18 protein-coding genes are annotated in these 19,272 nt (G+C 43.3%); all 18 read right to left on the minus strand.

Annotated features, from left to right (window positions below):
* Positions 1-95: 95 nt before the first annotated feature.
* Entirely contained in the window at positions 96-986 is an 891-nt protein-coding gene (locus E4K67_RS04775) for an NAD(P)/FAD-dependent oxidoreductase (protein ID WP_135545291.1), read from the minus strand.
* An 88-nt stretch (positions 987-1,074) separates the two neighbouring features.
* A complete protein-coding gene (locus E4K67_RS04780) occupies positions 1,075-2,685 on the minus strand; it encodes an N-acyl-D-amino-acid deacylase family protein (protein WP_135545292.1) in 1,611 nt (536 codons plus the stop codon).
* 258 nt (positions 2,686-2,943) lie between these two features.
* The gene (locus E4K67_RS04785; RefSeq protein WP_135545293.1) at positions 2,944-4,095 is read right to left on the minus strand and encodes a sodium ion-translocating decarboxylase subunit beta; all 1,152 of its coding nucleotides are present in this window, start codon (positions 4,093-4,095) and stop codon (positions 2,944-2,946) included.
* 21 nt (positions 4,096-4,116) lie between these two features.
* A complete protein-coding gene (locus tag E4K67_RS04790) occupies positions 4,117-4,482 on the minus strand; it encodes a biotin/lipoyl-containing protein (RefSeq protein ID WP_135545294.1) in 366 nt (121 codons plus the stop codon).
* 29 nt (positions 4,483-4,511) lie between these two features.
* Positions 4,512-4,817: an OadG family protein gene (locus E4K67_RS04795; protein ID WP_158408395.1), complete on the minus strand. Its 306-nt coding sequence runs from the start codon at positions 4,815-4,817 to the stop codon at positions 4,512-4,514.
* 117 nt (positions 4,818-4,934) lie between these two features.
* Entirely contained in the window at positions 4,935-6,476 is a 1,542-nt protein-coding gene (locus tag E4K67_RS04800; RefSeq protein WP_135545296.1) for an acyl-CoA carboxylase subunit beta, read from the minus strand.
* 120 nt (positions 6,477-6,596) lie between these two features.
* Positions 6,597-7,004, minus strand: a complete 408-nt coding sequence (mce, locus tag E4K67_RS04805) for a methylmalonyl-CoA epimerase (protein ID WP_135545297.1) — start codon at positions 7,002-7,004, stop codon at positions 6,597-6,599.
* A gap of 277 nt (positions 7,005-7,281) precedes the next feature.
* Positions 7,282-7,680, minus strand: coding sequence for a cobalamin B12-binding domain-containing protein (locus tag E4K67_RS04810; RefSeq protein ID WP_135545298.1), 399 nt, complete (start codon positions 7,678-7,680; stop codon positions 7,282-7,284).
* A gap of 15 nt (positions 7,681-7,695) precedes the next feature.
* Positions 7,696-9,357, minus strand: coding sequence for an acyl-CoA mutase large subunit family protein (locus E4K67_RS04815; RefSeq protein ID WP_135545299.1), 1,662 nt, complete (start codon positions 9,355-9,357; stop codon positions 7,696-7,698).
* Positions 9,350-10,243 (minus strand): succinate--CoA ligase subunit alpha, encoded by an 894-nt coding sequence (gene sucD, locus E4K67_RS04820; protein ID WP_135545300.1) that lies wholly within the window; start codon positions 10,241-10,243, stop codon positions 9,350-9,352. Before sucD ends, E4K67_RS04815 begins: the two co-directional genes overlap by 8 nt.
* Positions 10,227-11,360 (minus strand): ADP-forming succinate--CoA ligase subunit beta, encoded by a 1,134-nt coding sequence (sucC, locus tag E4K67_RS04825; RefSeq protein ID WP_135545301.1) that lies wholly within the window; start codon positions 11,358-11,360, stop codon positions 10,227-10,229. The genes sucD and sucC overlap by 17 nt, the downstream gene beginning before the upstream one ends.
* A gap of 223 nt (positions 11,361-11,583) precedes the next feature.
* Entirely contained in the window at positions 11,584-13,455 is a 1,872-nt protein-coding gene (locus tag E4K67_RS04830; RefSeq protein WP_135545302.1) for a sigma 54-interacting transcriptional regulator, read from the minus strand.
* Between the two features lie 306 nt (positions 13,456-13,761).
* On the minus strand, positions 13,762-14,313 hold the full coding sequence (locus E4K67_RS04835; protein ID WP_135545303.1) for a BMC domain-containing protein: 552 nt from the start codon (positions 14,311-14,313) through the stop codon (positions 13,762-13,764).
* A gap of 23 nt (positions 14,314-14,336) precedes the next feature.
* On the minus strand, positions 14,337-15,671 hold the full coding sequence (locus E4K67_RS04840; RefSeq protein ID WP_135545304.1) for a 4Fe-4S dicluster domain-containing protein: 1,335 nt from the start codon (positions 15,669-15,671) through the stop codon (positions 14,337-14,339).
* 35 nt (positions 15,672-15,706) lie between these two features.
* Positions 15,707-17,143, minus strand: coding sequence for an aldehyde dehydrogenase family protein (locus E4K67_RS04845; protein ID WP_135545305.1), 1,437 nt, complete (start codon positions 17,141-17,143; stop codon positions 15,707-15,709).
* 34 nt (positions 17,144-17,177) lie between these two features.
* Positions 17,178-18,152: a cob(I)yrinic acid a,c-diamide adenosyltransferase gene (locus E4K67_RS04850; protein WP_199242466.1), complete on the minus strand. Its 975-nt coding sequence runs from the start codon at positions 18,150-18,152 to the stop codon at positions 17,178-17,180.
* 6 nt (positions 18,153-18,158) lie between these two features.
* A complete protein-coding gene (locus E4K67_RS04855; protein ID WP_135545307.1) occupies positions 18,159-18,443 on the minus strand; it encodes a EutN/CcmL family microcompartment protein in 285 nt (94 codons plus the stop codon).
* Between the two features lie 30 nt (positions 18,444-18,473).
* Complete coding sequence (locus E4K67_RS04860) at positions 18,474-19,271, minus strand: flavoprotein (protein ID WP_135545308.1); 798 nt, start codon at positions 19,269-19,271, stop codon at positions 18,474-18,476.
* Position 19,272: the final 1 nt, after the last annotated feature.

The following is a 19,272-nucleotide window of genomic DNA, read 5'->3' on the forward strand; positions in this document are numbered from 1 at the left end:
GTGTGTCAGTCCTATTGTACCAGTGACAAAAAAACCGCCGTTTGCTGATCAAGAGCAAACACGCGGTTTTCTGTCACAGTTATAAAACACCATTTTTATGACTGGGGTAATTTTATACCATCTAAATATTTTACGGCCTGCAGGGCAGCTGTTCCACCTTCTCCAGCAGCTTTTATTAACTGGAAGGGTTGACCCGTGCAGTCTCCTGCAGCAAATAAGCCAGGCATACTCGTCTCTAGCTTATGATTGACCTTAATTGCCCCATCTTCCATTTCTAAGCCGGATACCAATTGTTCAGCAGGCAAGGTATCTCGAATAATGAAGACACCGTCCACTGACAATTGTTCCTCCCCCAGATCGAGTTGGTTTACAGTTTCCGTTCCTACGATTCCCTTAACTTTGCTTTTCTTAACCTCGATTCGTGGGTCAAGCTTCGCTAAGTCGCTGTAGTAGGGAATATAATAAACCTTGGCACAGAAGTCCGCCATAAAATTGGCCTCATCTTCGCCTTCCTGATTGTAAGAAACGATTGCCACATTTTTATTTTTATATAAGGGCCCGTCACACGTGGCACAATATCCGACACCACTCCCCAGTAATTCTGCTTCGCCAGGAAATAGTTTACCCACCGATACACCTGTTGCAATAATAATGGCATCCGCTTCGAAGGATTGCTCCTTACCTACCAGCGTATGTGGTGGCCCAGGATAAATATTTGTCACTTTAAAAGGGACGATTTGAATGTCTTTGCTCTCAACATGCTTTAAGAAACGTTGACGTAATTCTTCCCCGGTTATTTCTGGAAACCCAAGCCAATTTTCAATGTGCGGAGCTTTCGAGAGTTTTGGGCTACAAAATTCAGAGCCCAGTAATATGAAATCTCGGTTCCGAATTTTGGCATTAAGAGCAGCTGCCATGCCAGCTGGCCCACACCCTATTATCGCCAGTTCATAATGATTCTTTAATGTTTGAAGACCTTCTGCCATTTTAACTCCTCCTATTTTTACTGACCGAACCTACAATAGTATCAGTTGCCCTCTTCAAGTATCCCCCGAATTGAACGAATCCATGATTTTATAAGATTCTACCATATTTCGCTAATAATTGCCCTGCCCTGACATCTTTTATCTTTCCATCATCTAAAGCTACTTTGCCATTAACAATCGTATATTCAACACCACTTGCCATCGTTAATGGATTTCTATAATCGATTTCCTCGTTTGAAGGATAGCCAAAGTTCTCTATATCAATGATGGTTATATCTGCCGCTTTCCCCTTAGCTAACACCCCTCTATCAGTCAATCTGAACTGCTGTGCGGGTAGGGAAGTTACCCTCCTAACAATCTCTTCTAGGTCTACACCTTTTTGCCTGCACAGGCCAAAAAACATTGGAAAGGCACCTTGTCTAAATAATTCATACCAAGCATATGGGTCGTCTGTTTCTCCAAATATCCTATCTGAACCAACCATGACAAGTGGATTATTAGCCACATTATCCTCATAAGGTGTTCCGGGAAAGTCCTGTCTATTAAGTCCGCCTTGGCAGAAGGTCAGTTTATCCCGGTCTTTTTCTAATAAGGTGAGAATTAATTCATCGACAGCTAGCTTTTTCTCTAAGGCAATTTCTTTTAAGATTCGGTTTTCCAATAGAGGATCAGCGGTATTAATAATCAGTAGTTTATCCTTAAATTTAAGCTTATTCACTATTTTCTGTCTTCCCTCAGGCGTCTCAAAGGCCTCTAGTGAGCCATTTCGGTCTAGATCAAAGAGCTTGGAGGATGCTGATACTGTAAACTGAAGCAACCGATCCCATCTCTTGAAATGTCCACTGCTCTTGGGGATAGTATCTACTGCAATTTCCACCCCTCTCTTCCTTGCTATCAGTATTTCATCAAACGCTGCAGGACTATTTGGCGTTAGATGAGACACCTGAACTCTTATGCCTGCAGCTTCACCAATCCTTATGACTTCCTGAACAGCCTCCAGGATACCACTATAGTTTCTGATATGGGATGTATATATTCCATCATATTTTTTTGTTATCTTCGATAGTTTTATTAATTCTTCGGTCTCGGCAAATTTACTAGGGCTATAGGTTAAACCAGTAGATATCCCTAAGGCCCCCTGTTCTAGTCCCTCTTCAATCAGTTGAACAATAATCCTTTCCTCTTCAATGGTTGGTTTTCTATTTTTAGACCCTCCCATAACGCTCCAGCGTAAAGTGCCATGCCCTAAGAGAAATCCCATATTTATATTGGTACCTTTGTTCTTGATAACATTGATATAGCCTGAGAAATTAGTCCAGGCTGGTATAATCCGTTTATATCTTTCTTTGGTTTCCCTAGAAATAAGCCCTTTTTGGGCCATATACTCATAAATATTATCAGAAGAATACGGAGTAATGGAATGTCCACAGTTCCCATTGATTGTAGTAGTAACTCCCTGGCGTAGGAATTCTTCAAACTTACCATTCGTTAAAACTGTAAGTTCTTCATGTACATGGGGATCAATAAAACCCGGACATACCTTTAAGCCTAAAGCATCGATAGTTCTCTCCGCTTCACATTCTAGTTTAGGGGCAATCGCAATAATCTTCCCTTCCCCCACTGCAAGATCGCCATAGAATCCCGGGTTTCCCGAACCATCTATGATGAAGCCATTCTTTATCAAAAGCTCACAGCCCATAAATTCCGCCACCTTTTCAGTTCTGAAGTTAACTATTCAAGACCTTAATTATAATACAAAAATCCAGAACGTAAAAATACGTTCTGGCAATCGAATAAATACTTCCCCATATCCCATCACTATCAATTAATTATGACGAGAAAGTCACTCTCGGAAACATTTTGACTGACCTCGACTCCGTTATCCAATATCCCCCAGGACTTGGATATGGAAGTTATATTATCCATTTCCACAGTGCGTCACTTGATGTAGACATTTCTAATGCCCAAACATAGTCAAGAGAACACCTGCGGCACAGGCAGTCCCAATTACTCCTGCGACGTTTGGCCCCATAGCATGCATAAGCAGATAATTTGCAGGATTTTCCTTTTGACCAACCACCTGGCTGACTCTCGCAGCCATAGGCACTGCAGAAACTCCTGCAGAACCAATGAGCGGATTTACCTTTCCTCTGTACGCCAAGTTCATGATCTTTGCGATGAGTAAGCCGCCAAAAGTACTAAAGGCAAAGGCCACCAGACCTAACGCTATCAGTTTAAGCGTGTCCGGTCTTAAGAAAATATCTGCACTTGCCGTCGCACCCACGGTCAAGCCGAGAAATATTGTTACTATATTAATCAGTTCATTCTCAGCAGTGCTAGAAAGCCTCTGAACAACCCCACTCTCCTTGAATACATTGCCAAGCATCAACATTGCGACCAGCGATGCGATCGGAGGAAGAAGTAATGCTACGATGATTGTTACGGATAAAGCAAACGCAATTCGCTCAAACTTTGATACCTCTCTCATCTGCTCCATTTTTATCATTCGTTCCTTCTTCGTCGTCATCAGTTTCATAATTGGAGGCTGAATAAGCGGGACCAGTGCCATGTACGAATAGGCCGCAACGGCTATAGGACCGAGCAAATGGGGTGCCAACTTAGACGCCAGAAATATGGAAGTAGGACCGTCAGCGCCTCCGATAATTCCAATGGATGCTGCTTCTTGGGGAGTGAAGCCAAGCAAAAGAGCACAAACAAAAGCGAAATATACTCCAAATTGGGCACCTGCTCCAAGTAATAAGGCAGAAGGTCTTGCAATCAATGGCCCAAAATCCGTCATTGCTCCGACTCCTAAGAAAATGAGTGGCGGGAAAATTTCAAACTGTACTCCTTGAAACAAATAATAGAAAAGTCCTCCCATGACTCCACCCTCAGGAGGATTCATAAGGCCAGTAAGGGGTAGGTTTACAACAAACATACCAAACGCAATTGGAAGAAGCAGTAAGGGCTCAAAGCCTTTATTTATGGCAAGGTAAATCAGTAAAAAGGAGATACACACCATAATAACGTTCCCTGGGGCTATGGCTGGATATCCGGATGTTGCCAAAATATCCGAGATTGCTTTAATGAATTCCGTAAAAATCGACATCTTAACACCTCCTCTCAATGACTATTTGAGTAAAATCAGTGCATCTCCCGTCTTAACAGGTTTACCACTCGTTACTACAATTTTAGAAACAACGGCATCACGAGGTGCAATAATCTCATTTTCCATTTTCATTGCTTCAAGGATAAATAAGACTTGCCCCTTTTGAACCTTTTGTCCCTCAGTTACTTTTATACTTGTAATCGTTCCCGGCATCGGCGAATTCACCGTTTCTTCATCACTACTTGCTGCGGAATAAGATGTCTTAGCAGGCTCTACCGGTGCCACCGCTGCATATTTAGTGGGGCTCTTAGCCCGATCTTTCGATTCAGTTACCTTTTCTACCTCTACTTCAAATTTCTTACCGTTAACTGTTACGTTGTATTTCATCCTTACACCTCCAAAGTATTGTAGTAAATCTAAAGCGCCTTGATTGAATTAAATTGTAGCCTGCTTAAAGGAATATCTGCGTTATTGCTGACGGCTGCCATAATTACAGCCAGTGTCTCATCATCAATTATGGCATTTCTTTCAATCTCGATTTTGTCCGTATTTATAGGTAAATTATCAACAGGTTTAGATTTCTTAAACATTTCCGAGAAATAAAATATCAGCTTTGACTGAACTACAATAACCGCCCATAAGACAATAAGGACAAGAAAAACAATTCCCATTCCATTCACTGTCGTGTTGAAACCCAGATGCAGATTCTCGGCTACTGTCATTTTTCGCCCTCCAATTTCCATATTATCGATATACTAAGTTGGATTTTTGAAAACCAAGCTCTTACAGATGTTTTTCCACTTTAATGTTAAAAAATTCCTCTTACAGTATTGCAGCACTTAAAAAGGAATGTTGCCATGCTTCTTCCGTGATTGCGCTGCTCCCTTGGAGCTTAGCATTTTAAGACTTTCAATGATCGTTTTTCGGGTATCCCGCGGGTCAATCACATTGTCAATCATACCCTTAGCACTGGCAATATAAGGGTTTGCGAACTTTTCTCTATATTCGGCGGTTTTTTGTTTCATTGTGGTCTTCGGGTCATCAGACTTCTTAATCTCGTCCCGGAAGATAATATTGGCGGCACCGTCTGGTCCCATAACCGCGATTTCTGCCGTCGGCCAAGCTACGGCTACATCTGCGCCTAAAGAGCGACTACACATCGCGACATAAGCCCCACCATAAGCCTTCCGTAGAATAATCGTAATTTTAGGGACAGTGGCCTCTGAATATGCGTAAAGGATTTTAGCTCCATGACGAATAATTCCATTGTATTCTTGATCCACTCCCGGCAAAAAGCCAGGTACATCTACGAACGTTACCAAGGGAATATTAAAGCTATCGCATAGACGAACAAAACGGGATAGTTTATCAGAAGCATCAATGTCAAGGCAACCAGCTAAGTAGGCGGGCTGATTAGCAATAATCCCTACGGACATTCCTTCGAAACGAGCAAAACAGGTTACAATATTTTTAGCAAAGCTTTGGTGAACTTCAAAGAAGTCACCGCCATCCACGACCAGATTTAGGACATCGCGGACATCATACTGCTTACTGGGTTCTATCGGTACTACGTTCAGTAGATCGTCCCCTTCAGCTTCAGGTGGCTCGTTCTCTAATAATGGAGATTCCTCCATGTTGTTTTGTGGTAAGAAGGTTAATATATGTCGAACGGATTGCAAGGTTTCTGTTTCTGATTCGCCAAGGAAATGGGCAACACCGCTCGTCTGATTGTGGGCTAGAGCCCCACCGAGTTTCTCTGCACTAACTTCTTCCCCTGTTATCGCCTTAATAACTTGGGGACCGGTAATAAACATTTTGCTGGTCTGATCTACCATGAAAATAAAATCGGTCAGCGCTGGGGAATAGACGGCACCGCCAGCACAGGGTCCCATAATAACTGAGATTTGTGGGATAACCCCAGAGGCTATGGTATTGCGATAGAAAATATCTCCATAAGCGGATAAGGCGCCAACACCTTCTTGGATACGTGCACCTCCCGAGTCATTAAGCCCGATAACTGGAGCTCCTTTTTTTAAAGCGAGGTCCATGATTTTGCATATTTTTCGGGAATGAAGTTCCCCTAATGCCCCTCCGAAAACGGTAAAGTCTTGGGAAAACAGAAAAACCAGACGACCGTGGATTGTGCCATAGCCTGTAACGACGCCTTCACCATTGACCGAGTCAGGTTTCGAATCGGTCATCTCATCTCTAATAAAGGTATCCGTCTCCACAAAACTATCGTCGTCAAGGAGTGCTTCAATACGCTCTCGAGCAGTCATTTTGCCACTATCATGTTGCTTGCTAATCCTCTCAACACCACCCCCTAGTTTTGCTACTTCATGAAGGGCTGTGAGCTCACTAAGTTTATCGTAAATATCCAAGGTTCCTGCCTCCTCTTGCTTAGCTCTAGCTGATCGAGTCAATGTGTGTACTAAATTCCAATATAATATGTCCTTACTATTGTCGACTTGAATAATAGATGAAATCTAAGTGCAATGCATTTATTTACGCTGTGATAGTTCAAGCAAAATACCGCCTGTCGCTTTGGGGTGGATAAAGGCAATACTCGCACCACCAGCGCCATAACGAGGAACTTCGTCAATTAAGCGGATACCTTTGGCCTTGAGGTCAACTAAAGCGTTTTCAATGTTATCGACCTTAAAAGCGATGTGTTGTATCCCTTCACCATTCTTTTCAATGAACTTGGCAATTGGGCCCTCCGGCGAAGTGGATTCAAGAAGTTCTATTTCGCTATCACCGCTAGGAATGAAGCAAACTTTAACTTTCTGCTGTTCAACTACTTCTTCTCCTTGAGCCTTCATACCCAACACTTCCGTATAAAACTTCTTGGCCGCTTCCATGTCTTTTACAGCAATCCCGATATGATCTAATTTCAAAACATTGAACATTATAATCGTAAACCTCCTTCATTATGGTTCTAGGTAGAGTTCCCTTGTCCCATTTCTTTCTTAAACAACTACTCGATTTTCTTAAAATGGAAGAAAAGTGGTATCAAAAAGAAGGCCAATCTACTTTAATAGAAATTACGTATATCTCTCATTACCACTCTTCTTTTGGAATCCAATGCCCAAAAGGTTTAGTAATTAATCCTTTGTCTGACCATTCTACTAGAATTCCCTTAAGAAACTGACGAAAGTAATTCTAAAATAGCATTTGATGCACAAATTAAAGTTGCAGTTGTTTGATAAAATTCACAATATCCACCGTGGAGGTTCCCGTTCCGAAAATTTCTGCTACACCCGCTCCTTTTAATAAAGTTTTGTCAACTTCGGGAATAACCCCTCCAGCAATCACCAAAATATCTTGAGCTCCCTCACGAGCTAGACTTTCGATAATTCTCGGTATCAGGTAACTGTGAGCCCCGGACAAGATGCTGATTCCAATGATTTGAACATCCTCTTGAATCGCTGCCTCAACGATTTGTTCCGGTGTTTGTCGTAACCCTGTATAAATAACTTCCATACCAGCATCTCGCAGCGCCTGAGCAATAACTTTAGCTCCGCGATCGTGACCATCCAAACCGACCTTGCCGATCAATACCCGAATACGATGTCCTTTTTCCATGACGACTCCTCCTGCCTAAAAGGTGTTCTCTTGCCTATATTCTCCAAATACTTTCCTCAAGACATCGCAGATTTCACCCAATGTGGTGTACTCCCGGACACAATCCAGTAAATAGGGCATTAAGTTCTCCGTGCTTTTAGCGGCTTTTTCCAAGCGAATTAAGCCAGTCTCCACCTCTGCTTGATTTCTTTTCCGGTAAACTGCCGCTAATTTTTGCTTTTGTTCTTGCTCGACTTCAGGATTTAGCCTGAGTAATCCCTTCGGTGGATCCTGCTTTGCCTGGAATTTGTTAATTCCGACAATAATTCTTTGTTGATTTTCGATCTCCATTTGATAACGATAGGCACTGGCTTGGATTTCCCTTTGTTGAAAACCAAGTTCGATTGCCCGGACGGCGCCTCCTAGTTCATCAATCTTATCTAGGTAGACCCAGACGGCCTTTTCAAGGTCCTCCGTCAACTTTTCTACAGCATAAGAACCGCCCAAGGGATCCACCGTATCCGTAACCCCAGTTTCGTAGGCAATCGTTTGTTGGGTTCGTAACGCGAGCAGCGCCGATTCTTGGCTAGGCAAAGCTAGTGCCTCATCCCAGGCGTTTGTATGCAGAGATTGGGTGCCACCGAGTACCGCACTCAGGGCCTGAAAGGCCACCCGCATAATATTCACCTCGGGTTGTTGAGCCGTTAAAGTGCAACCGGCCGTCTGAGTATGAAAACGTAGCATTAATGATTTAGGGTTCTCGGCTTTAAACCTAGTTTTCATGATCTTGGCCCACACTCGGCGAGCAGCTCTAAACTTGGCAATCTCCTCAAGGAAATTGGAGTGGGCATTAAAGAAAAAGGAGAGTCGGGGAGCAAAGCTATCAATTTCTAACCCGACGTCGAGGGCGGCCTGGACATACGCTATTCCGTCTGCCAGGGTAAAGGCCACCTCTTGAACCGCATTAGAACCGGCTTCGCGAATATGATAGCCACTGATACTAATAGTGTTCCAGTTAGGAAGGTGCTCGGCGCAATATTTAAACGTATCGGTGATGAGACGCATTGAAGGTACCGGAGGGAAAATATAGGTTCCCCTAGCCATATATTCTTTTAAAATATCATTTTGAATGGTTCCTGATAATTTGGAAGTGTCTATCCCCTGCTTTTCAGCAACTATAATATACATCGCCAACAGTATGGCAGCGGGGGCATTAATCGTCATGGATGTGCTAACCTTATCTAAGGGTATATCCTTAAAAAGCGCTTCCATGTCTGCCAAGGAATCGATTGCAACACCGACCTTTCCCACTTCTCCTTGTGCAAGTGGATCGTCAGAGTTATAACCAATTTGGGTTACCAAATCGAAGGCAACGCTGAGCCCCGTCTGTCCTTGTTTAAGTAGATAAGTAAATCGATTGTTCGTTTCCTGCGCCGTTCCAAAGCCAGCATATTGACGCATAGTCCAGAACCTACCTCGGTACATATCTGGTTGAACACCGCGAGTATACGGAAATTCTCCAGGGAAACTCAAATCAGTCAAGTAGTCGATATTAAGGCTATCTGGCGCATAAAGCGGCTGAAAGTCGATCTCGGACTCTACGGCTGACGCCTGTTTTTCGGATTTAGAAGGCTTCTTCTTACTCTCCCAAAGAGCTCTAGCTTGGATGATTTTTTCTAATTCTGTACCCTTATCCATAAATTTTCTCACTCCCCTGTGCTAACGCTTGCTTGACAAGGGGTCCAACCTCCCATGGAAGGCTAGCCACACGTACTCCAGCAGCAGTTAGTGCTTCAACTTTACTCTCAAAGGTCCCTTTACCTCGCTCAATGATTGCTCCAGCATGCCCCATTCTTTTACCAGGAGGGGCACTTCTGCCAGCTAAAAAGGCGACTACCGGTTTTGTCATATAGGCCTTGATGTATTCGGCCGCTTTTTCTTCCGCATTTCCTCCGATTTCACCGACTAGCACTACAGCTTTAGTATTAGGATCTGCCTCGAACTTTTCTAAGACTTGAATGAAGGACATGCCCACTACTCGATCCCCGCCCAACCCTACTACGCTAGATTGCCCGACTCCTGCTCCTGTCAATTGGTAAACAATTTCGTAGCTTAGAGTCCCACTTCGGGCCACGACACCAACCTCACCTGGCATAAAAATGTTATTAGGCATAATTCCAATCTTGCATTGACCCGGTGAGATTAGACCATACGTATTAGGGCCAACAATTTCTGCTTTTTGCTTTTCTGCGTAAGCCATAATTTCTAAGGTGTCATGTAAGGGTACGTGTTCAGTTACAATCACTAATATTTTAATCCCCGCTTCTAGAGCCTCTAGAGCACAATCTTTGACAAGCTTGGCAGGAACAAAAATTACAGACGCATCCACTTGTTGCTTAAACATTGCTTCTTCGACGGTATCATAAACTGGGACTCCGTGAACCTCCTGTCCGCCCTTGCCTGGAGATACCCCTCCCACTATCTTGCTTCCATAGGCTATCATCTGTCCGGTATGAAATTGACCCTGGGTTCCAGTAATTCCTTGCACAATAATTCTGGTGGTTTCATTAAGAATTATGGACATCAGCTCCTCCTCCCTTCAGTAAAGAGATTACTTTTGTTACTGCTTCTTCGACACTCTTGAATGATTCTATCCCTTGTTCCCGTAGAATCGCGGTGCCTAAATCCTCGTTTGTGCCGACTAAACGGATAACCACGGGTAATTTTAGATCGAGTGCATTCTTCACTTGCACAAAAGCGCGAGCTACATCATCACACCGAGTTATTCCCCCGAAGATATTAATCAAAAGGGCCTTAGGATTCGTGGAAAGTAAGATTTCCAAGGCCGCTGCCGTAGCTTTCTCACTAGACCCACCTCCGGCATCCATAAAGTTACGGGCACTCGACCCAAAGTGTTGGAGTAAGTCAAGCGTAGCCATCGTAATCCCAGCACCGTTAGCCATGACTCCGACCTCTCCATCGAGTTCAACATAAGATATTCCTAAATCATCAGCTTTCTTTTCCACTGCCGTTTTTTCTTCGACATAAGGAACATCTGGTAAGAAGCGAAAGGCGGCTTCATCATCTAAGGTCATTTTGGCATCAGCAGCCAGTACGTGCGTTTGGGTCACGACTAAGGGATTAATCTCTACTAATTCAGCATCGTACTTGCGAAAAATCTGGTAGAGTTTCAGCATAATATCCGCAGTTTGCTTAGCTTCTCGACCCTTCAAGCCCATTTGACGTGTAATTTCCCGGGTGGCATAAGGCTGGAGACCAATCGTGATATCAATAAAACGTTTAATCACCTGTTCCTCAGGCACTTGTTCAATATCCATCCCGCCAGCAATCGAGGCCAACAAAACAATTTGTCTCTTTGATCCATCAACTGTTATTGCGAGATAGAGTTCCCGTTCTATATTTACCTTTTCTTCAATTAAGACAGTCTCCACTTGGCATCCTTTGATCTCAGTGGCTAGTAAATCCCGCACTTTAGTAATGGTGTCTTGAGGATCCGTGGCAAACTTTATACCGCCTGCCTTGCCGCGCCCTCCGGAGAGGACTTGGGATTTGATCGCCACTGGGCCAACCTTTTCTACAAATTCAGCCACGCCGTCAATCCCTTTAAAAACAGCGCCCATTGGGACAGGAATCCCATTGCTCAGAAGAATCCCTTTGGCCATGTACTCATAAAGTTTCAACTCATTCGCTCCTTTTCTCTAACTATTCTGAATTCTCTGTATATAGTTATTATGCAATATATATGCCAAGTTCGAACTCAAGCAAAAAGAGGCGGAATATCATCATTCCGCCTCTTTTTATGTAGCTCTTATTATCTCTTGATGGAACATAATGTTTCATCTCCGTTGCAAACTGTTTCAATCGTTTCATGTTTCAATTATTTCAACTTTCCCCCCTTGAACATTAGATAGAACTGTATCCTTTCAATTTTCTCCAGAGTGTCGTTCGACTAATTCCTAGTTTTTGTGCGGCCTGGGCTTTATTTCCTTGCACGCTATTTAAAACACGGTTAAGTTCCTCTTGTTCACCAGAACAAAGTTCAGAAGGAGTAAGCCTTTCAAATAAAGATAGGAGTAAATCTTCATACTCATCTTCTTTATAAAGCGCCGCGAATCGTTCGATTATATTTCTAAGTTCCCGGACATTACCAGGCCAGTTATAATCTCTAAATACGGTGTGTTGGGAAATCCCCTCGATTTCTTTTACCGCTAGATCTTGACACATTTCTAAGAGAAATTTTTTAACCAGTAAAGGTATATCGGTTTTGCGAACTCGAAGAGGTGGAAGTCGAAGTTCTAAAACGTTCAGCCTATAATACAAATCCTTTCGAAAATAACCATTCTCAGTCATTTCCCAAAGATCTTTGTTGGTGGCTGATATCACCTGAATGTTTACTGAACGAATTTTGTCCCCCCCTATACGCAGGACCTCATGTTCTTCTAAGACTCGCAACAGACGCGATTGTAGAGACATGGACAGTTCACCAATCTCGTCTAAGAAAACCGTTCCCTCGTGGGCCAGTTCAAACAATCCAGGTTTCCCGCCCTTTTTTGCTCCTGTGAAGGCTCCTTCTTCATACCCAAAAAGTTCACTCTCCAACAAGTTGTCAGGAATTGCTGCGCAGTTTATGGTGACAAAAGGATGACGAAAGCGGATACCGGCATTATGAATACTTTGGGCAAAAAGTTCCTTCCCGGTTCCTGACTCACCTGTAATTAGAACCGAAGAGGGGTTTTTAGCATAGAGAAACGCCTCACGTTTAGCCTTTTGAATCTGTTCACTGGTTCCTAAAATATCCTTTATAAATGTTTTGGCCACAAAACCTTTTTGATATAGACTTTTGCGAATCTTTTCCTCCGCCTCTTGTATGATCCCAATATTTTGGAACGTTGCTACAGCACCCATTATTACTGCGTTGACCAAAATTGGGATGCGGCTGATGACAATTTGACTATTTCCGATCGACTCAATCTGGTTGAGCTCTGGTCTGCGACTTTGCATAACCTTTGTAAGCTTGGCAGTGGGGAAAATAGTATCAATAGATTTGCCTAAGACTTCGTGTTGAGAGATACCAATAATTTTTTCGGCACTTGAGTTAAATACCGTGATTAGTCCGTTTCTGTCAACAGCTATTATACCCTCATACGAAAAGGCTAAAATTGCCCTTAGTTCCTCCGCTTTTCTAGCCTCATTTTTTTTTGAAAATGCTATTTGGACCGCTGTATCCAAGGCCTGAGTCACGCCGTCCGCCGAATAAATAAAGATTCCTCTCATCCCTCTGTTGCTGATCACCTCTTGAAGAAAACTTCCCCCTATGACTACATTCACACCTTCTTCTTGCAGATGGTTTAGAGTCTCTTCAATATCACTAATATGTTGATAAGTAAATTGTTTAATCGTTATGTTTAGCAAACCAGATAGGTTCTCTAGATTGGCAATTTTACTTTCATACGTTATTAGACCAACGGTATCTGAATATTGTTTGGCTTCCTTCAAGGCAGCTAGAATGTCGAAGCCCGTGACTCTAATCTCGACTAATGGGTTTGCTAGCTTGCCAGAGAGAAGCTTAGCAGTTCCACCCGCAGAAAGGAAAACATCTGCTTCCCCGTTTTTTTCCATATTATCAGCCTTCTCTAGTACATCTTTTAGCATACAATCAATGACCAAAATTCGGACCGGATGAGGCGCTCTATATTGAAGTTGATTGATCAACGACGTTAAAGCGTGGTAGCTAAAGACTGCGATTGTAGGTTCATTCTTAGATCCTTCCTGCATTACTCACTCCCCCCTTTCATTTTAGAATAAAATTATTTTGTGATTAAAACTAAACTTCAATTCTAATTTTCATAAATATGCGATTTAAGATTCACTTATAAATAGAATATTTCGATAATATAAATTAATATCCTGCAATGAATTATTGTGTTGACTAAATAATTTTTTCATTCCGTAGATCAAGAATCATAGTACTATAGGGCCCCAGGGAACCACCTTTTGCCCAATGGTTTGCCTGGCGAATACTAAACATTGGGAGTACTCCTTTTCTATCTCTCGGTGTTTGGTTTGGTCGCCTTATTCCCATTAAAATAAAGATTTATGCAAAGCACTGTGAGGTGCTGGCAGTACTAGTTGATCCACTAAAAATCCACTAGCCTTAATGGCCTCACTGCCTGCCCGGACAGCGGCAGTTACCGCCCCTACATCACCCGTTAAAGTCACCATGGCTTTACCGCCCATTCCTCTCGCTAGACGAACTTCAATTAATTCTACATTTGAAGCTTTTACAGCTGTATCGGCAGCCACAATGGCTGAAGCTACTGAATAACTTTCAATAACCCCTAAGGACTTTATCTCATGTACTGCGGTGCAACCTGTTAAAGCAGGAAAAACGCTAGCATGTAAATTAGGGAGCATGAATTCATCCACTACATTGTCTGTTCCAGCAGCTGTTTGCCCACTTTTTACCGCACTTTGCACGGCTCCCACATCCCCCGCTACCATTACGACATACTTGCCAGGGCACATGGGCTGAGCGATAATCATTTCAACATTGGCAGCCTTTAGCATTGCATCTGCCGCCAAAATCCCTTTGGTCATGTTTTTTAGTTCAAGTAAGCCTATAGCTCGCTTCATAGTTTTCATCACCCCCTGTTGCTTTAGACCCTACTAATGCCGATACAATTATTATCAACCATGACTATCTGTCCCGAAATACTGGCATGCAAATTTGCCCCTAAACTTGCACCTTCAGGAATAACAGCGATCAGATCCCCTCTTACAACGTTATCTCCTGTCTTAACGATAGGTTTGGCAGGTATTCCCAGATGTTGAGAAAGGGGTAACTTTACTTCACTCACAATCATCTCTTGTACACTAAGCGGAGCTTTGACATCGTAGGTGGAAATCCCCAAACGAGCAATCAGTCGTTTGGTGGGAATCAGATGATATTCGCGATTTGTTCGTACCTGCTGTGATTTAGAGTGATGGGGATTTTTTATCCCTTGCTTAGTCAACTGCTTTTTGATTTCTGCATTGACTCTGCGAGGGGATAACCCCATCGTACAACCATAAGTATCACAAGCGCCACATTCAGAACAGAGAAATGCTCGTGTATAAATCTCAGACTCACCAATCTGCCCTCTGCCGATAGCCTGCATAACACGATGTGGCTCTAGACTATGCCCTAGCATATGACGGGGACAAGCTTCTGTACAAGCCAGACAATTGCAACAAACGGCTTTTGCCCTATTAACAATCATCTGCCAAGGAGTATTTTTGGCCGTCACCAAGGAATGATCTACTGGCAATACAAGGATACCACCTGTCGTCTTGGTAACCGGCGAATTTGGATCAATCACCTTTCCCATCATGGGCCCACCGTCAATTACGACATAAGGCTCCACAGTGGATCCACCTGCCAAATCAATCAATTCCTGCACCTTCATGCCAATAGGCACTTTAAGGGTTACCGGTTTTCTTACGGCACCGCCAATCGTAACGTATTTGTCAGTCAAAGCCTTACCTTCGAGAGCATGGGCGACATTCACTAATGTTTCAACATTGGCAACGACCACGCCCACCTGGAGTGGAATACCACCTTCTGGTACGATTCTACCTGTCACTTCATATACAAGCACCTGTTCATCTCCGGCCGGATAAATGTCCGGGAGGAAGAATAACTGGATTGTATTTTCGCTCATTTCTATTATTTCTCTTTGAAGATTGCTGACTGCTTCCTCATATTTACGCTTCAGTCCAACACATCCTTGACGCGCTCCAGTGGCCAACATGACAGTCTTCAATCCTAAGATTAGTTTCGTACTTTGCTCAGCCATAATATGCTGATCCGCCCTCAGTAATGGCTCACATTCTGCACCATTGGCAATCACTATGTCAACACTGGCATTTATCTTGACATGCGTGGGAAAGCCAGCTCCTCCAGCTCCCACCACGCCGGCCGCCTTAACTGCTGCAACAATCTCGTCACGCATTTTCTATCGACTCCCTACCTATTCGATATCTCAATCTAAATGATGGAAAACGCATCAACCAGAACACATCGCCTTTGCCGGGTAAAACTACGTGCTGAAGTCAAACCTTCTCCTGTCGGTCCGGCAATTGTGAAGGTAATAAAGCCTTCCCCACCAACCCCGATTCCAGCATAAGAAGGAGCATTTTTTACAAAAATTGTTGTTTCAATAGCCTTGGCAAACCGAGTCAGATTATCAACGTTTTTAGAATGCATCATAGCCGTGTGCCGATTACCATGCTCTACTTTCACAGCCAGTTCAATCGCTGCGTCAATATCTTTCACTTGTACAACTGGTAGTATTGGCATCATTAATTCTTCGATAACAAAGGGGTGATCCGCTGGGGTTTCGCACAAAACAACCCGTATAGTATCAGGCACATCAATGCCGATCTTACTTAATATATACTTTGCGTCTTTACCAACAAACTCTTTATTGATACCATATATTTTTTTCGGTTTTTCCGTACACCCTTCTGCCATCATCTCTTCTGTTGCTGTCATGACAACTTCCAACAACTGATCAATCCTTGAGCCTGAAATCAAATATGCTCCGTATTTTTGCATATAAGTGATCAGCTTATCAGCAATACACCCTATGACGATGACTTCTTTTTCTGCAATACAAGGTAAATTATTATCAAAAGAGCATCCTGCAATAATATCCCGAGCTGCTTTTTCAATATCAGCCGTCTCATCTACAATAACTGGGGGATTCCCAGCACCTGCACCAATGGCTTTCTTACCAGAAGATAATACAATTTTAACAACCCCAGGACCACCTGTTGCTACCAGCATATTGATTCCCGGATGTCTCATCATAGCATTCGCTGCAGTAATAGATGGATCAGCTACAGATGTCAATAGATTCATGGGACCACCAGCCTTGACAATCGCTTCATTTAAAAGGGCTATTGTCTTCTTGGATGTATTTTTTGCTGTGGGATGGGGACAAAAAAATACGGCATTACCAGCAGCAATCATGCCAATTCCATTGCAAATAACCGTTTCTGAAGGATTGGTAGTCGGTGTAATAGCGCCAATGACGCCATAAGGCCCCATTTCAACTATAGTCAGCCCACAGTCACCACTCCAGGCCTCCGTGCGCAAGTCTTCTGTTCCAGGTGTTTTAAGGGCTACAAGCTGATTTTTTGTGATTTTATCTTCTACCCGACCCATTCCTGCCTCTTTTACTGCCATTTGAGCCAGCATAGTGGCGTTTTCAAAAGACACATTCCGCATTGCCTTGATTAGTTCTTCCCGTTTCTCAAGTGACAGAGTTCTTAACTCTTTATAGGCCATCCGAGCTGCTGCCACGGCTTCATCAACCGTAGTAAAAATGCCACTATCCTGACAATGTTGGACTTTTTGATTCTGTATCTTGGCTAAAACTTCTGATGTTATTTTTACAATCAGGGCTTGATCTACACTCATATATTCTCCTCCTTCCAGTAGTGGCTACTGCTCATCAAGTAGCCATACCGGCCTTAGCAACCATCATATCCTCATCTACGCTGCCACCGCTTACGCCCAATCCGCCGATCATATTTCCGGCCTCAATAATAGGAAATCCACCGCCAAAAACGATTAATCTCCCCCCATTCGCAGTATTGAGACCAAATAGGGGATGCCCTGGCGTTACTAAGGCGGCCGCTTGATCGGTAGGCATTTTCAACGCAACTGCAGTGTATGCTTTATCAAGAGATATTGAAATGCTGGCCAGTAGTGCTCCATCCATGCGGTGTTGAGCAACCAGATTCCCCCCAATATCAACGACTGCAATAACCATAGGCACCCCAATTTCAAGGGCTTTTTGTTCTGCTGCTGCTATCATTTTTTTTGCTTTAGCTAACATACTACATTGATCCTCCTTTACACTATTTGCTTTTTCGCCCTTTAACACAGATAGTACCTTACTAGTAACAGTGCCGACTATTTCTTCTTGCTCAACACATCGAGCCAGAACATAGAGCAAGTCCGAAAGGCGATTTAAATAGAGTGAAACAGGTACAGTCACTTCCCCTGTTCTTTTAAGTCGAACAACACAGCGTTCTGCTCGGCGCACAATAGTTCGTGCCAGGTCTAGAGCTGCACTGGCTGAGGTAGCCCCGGGCGTAACAAAACCTCTTTGTGGAATGCGTCTTTGTTCTATGGAATCAATCAGTGATTCTAGCCCCTCAACATGCTCCGAGGTTATTCGATAGTCAACTGCAGTCATGGTATCTGTCGCCAGATCTGCATTTAAGGAAATTAATTCTACCTGAATTTGATGAATGATATCAATAGCCCATGATGGTTTGATAAGGGACTTTGCTAAGCCCATAGCTGAATTTGCCTCGTCTACTGTGCCATAGGCTTCTACCCGCACATCATCCTTAAAAACCCGTTGTTTGCTCAACAAGCTTGTTTGTCCTTCATCTCCGGTTTTCGTATAAACTTTCATGATATATTACTCCTCGAGTAAATATTTATTTAACTCGATATTATTAATAATCCCGATAATAGCAGCATCTACCGCCCCTTGAGGTTTGCCGATCAAATGCCGTGCTGAGCTGCCCTCTACAACAAGGACAGTCTCGCCTGTACCGGCACCGATGGTATCCACAGCCACAACAGGAGTTCTAATTTGTTTTTGATAGAATTTCTTAGGTTGTACAAACAGTAACTTGAAGCCGATAAGGCTTTCATCCTTAGGTGTAGCCACTAACGTTCCTATTACCATTCCCACCCACATAAACTCCCCTCCCATTCCTGTTGCTGCCTATTAACTATGATCCTTCACAATCTCAATACCATAATCTCGAGCTACATCCCGAGCTAAAGGAGTGATAATCGTTCCTTGGGAAACAGTAATATTCTTAAGGCCATTACCTGCAGCATCTTTAATGGTTGCAGCGTCCATCACACTCTTTTTTGTCTGTGGAACACTTAAGGACGTTTTAACCCTACGATCCATTATTTTTTGGCTTCCCGCAGATAAGTCATCTACTTGCACTAGCCGTATTCCATACCCTTCTACTTTTCGTAAATTCTCTCGCAAAGCTTGCAAGAGTCCTGGGGGACATTTCCCCATGTTCCCCTTTACCCGCCAGCTATCCTGAGGATCTGCTGCATTTATAGCCGCTAATACGGGCTTGCCCAGCATTAAGGCTTGCATTATGAGAGTTGAAGCTAGGGTATCAGACATTGTATAAGCCAACTTGGCAGCCGTATTTTGGGTAAGCACAGGGACGAGGACGATATCGGCCTCCCGCAATAACTTACCTGGATAGGAAGACTGGGTAGTTATCACGCTTGTGTCACTACCCAAACAATCTTTAATTCGCTTAATCCCCACAATTTCTTCAGCAGCCGCTGAAAGAACGACCGTTAGCGCAATATTTAGAGCCTGTATTTTCTGAAGTTCTACTAAACTTTGCTCAAGTCCAATCGTTCCCCCGGTAAAAATAGCCAAAGCCTGCTGTGGACGTGGGATAGCATTGTCGTGAGTAGCCAAGGGCACCTGTCCTAATTGGCGCAATACCTCAGCCGTAACTAATTGCACCAATTCTTCAATATCCATG

Origin of the sequence: Desulfosporosinus fructosivorans (assembly GCF_004766045.1) — a bacterium.
Taxonomy (GTDB): Bacteria; Bacillota; Desulfitobacteriia; order Desulfitobacteriales; family Desulfitobacteriaceae; genus Desulfosporosinus; species Desulfosporosinus fructosivorans.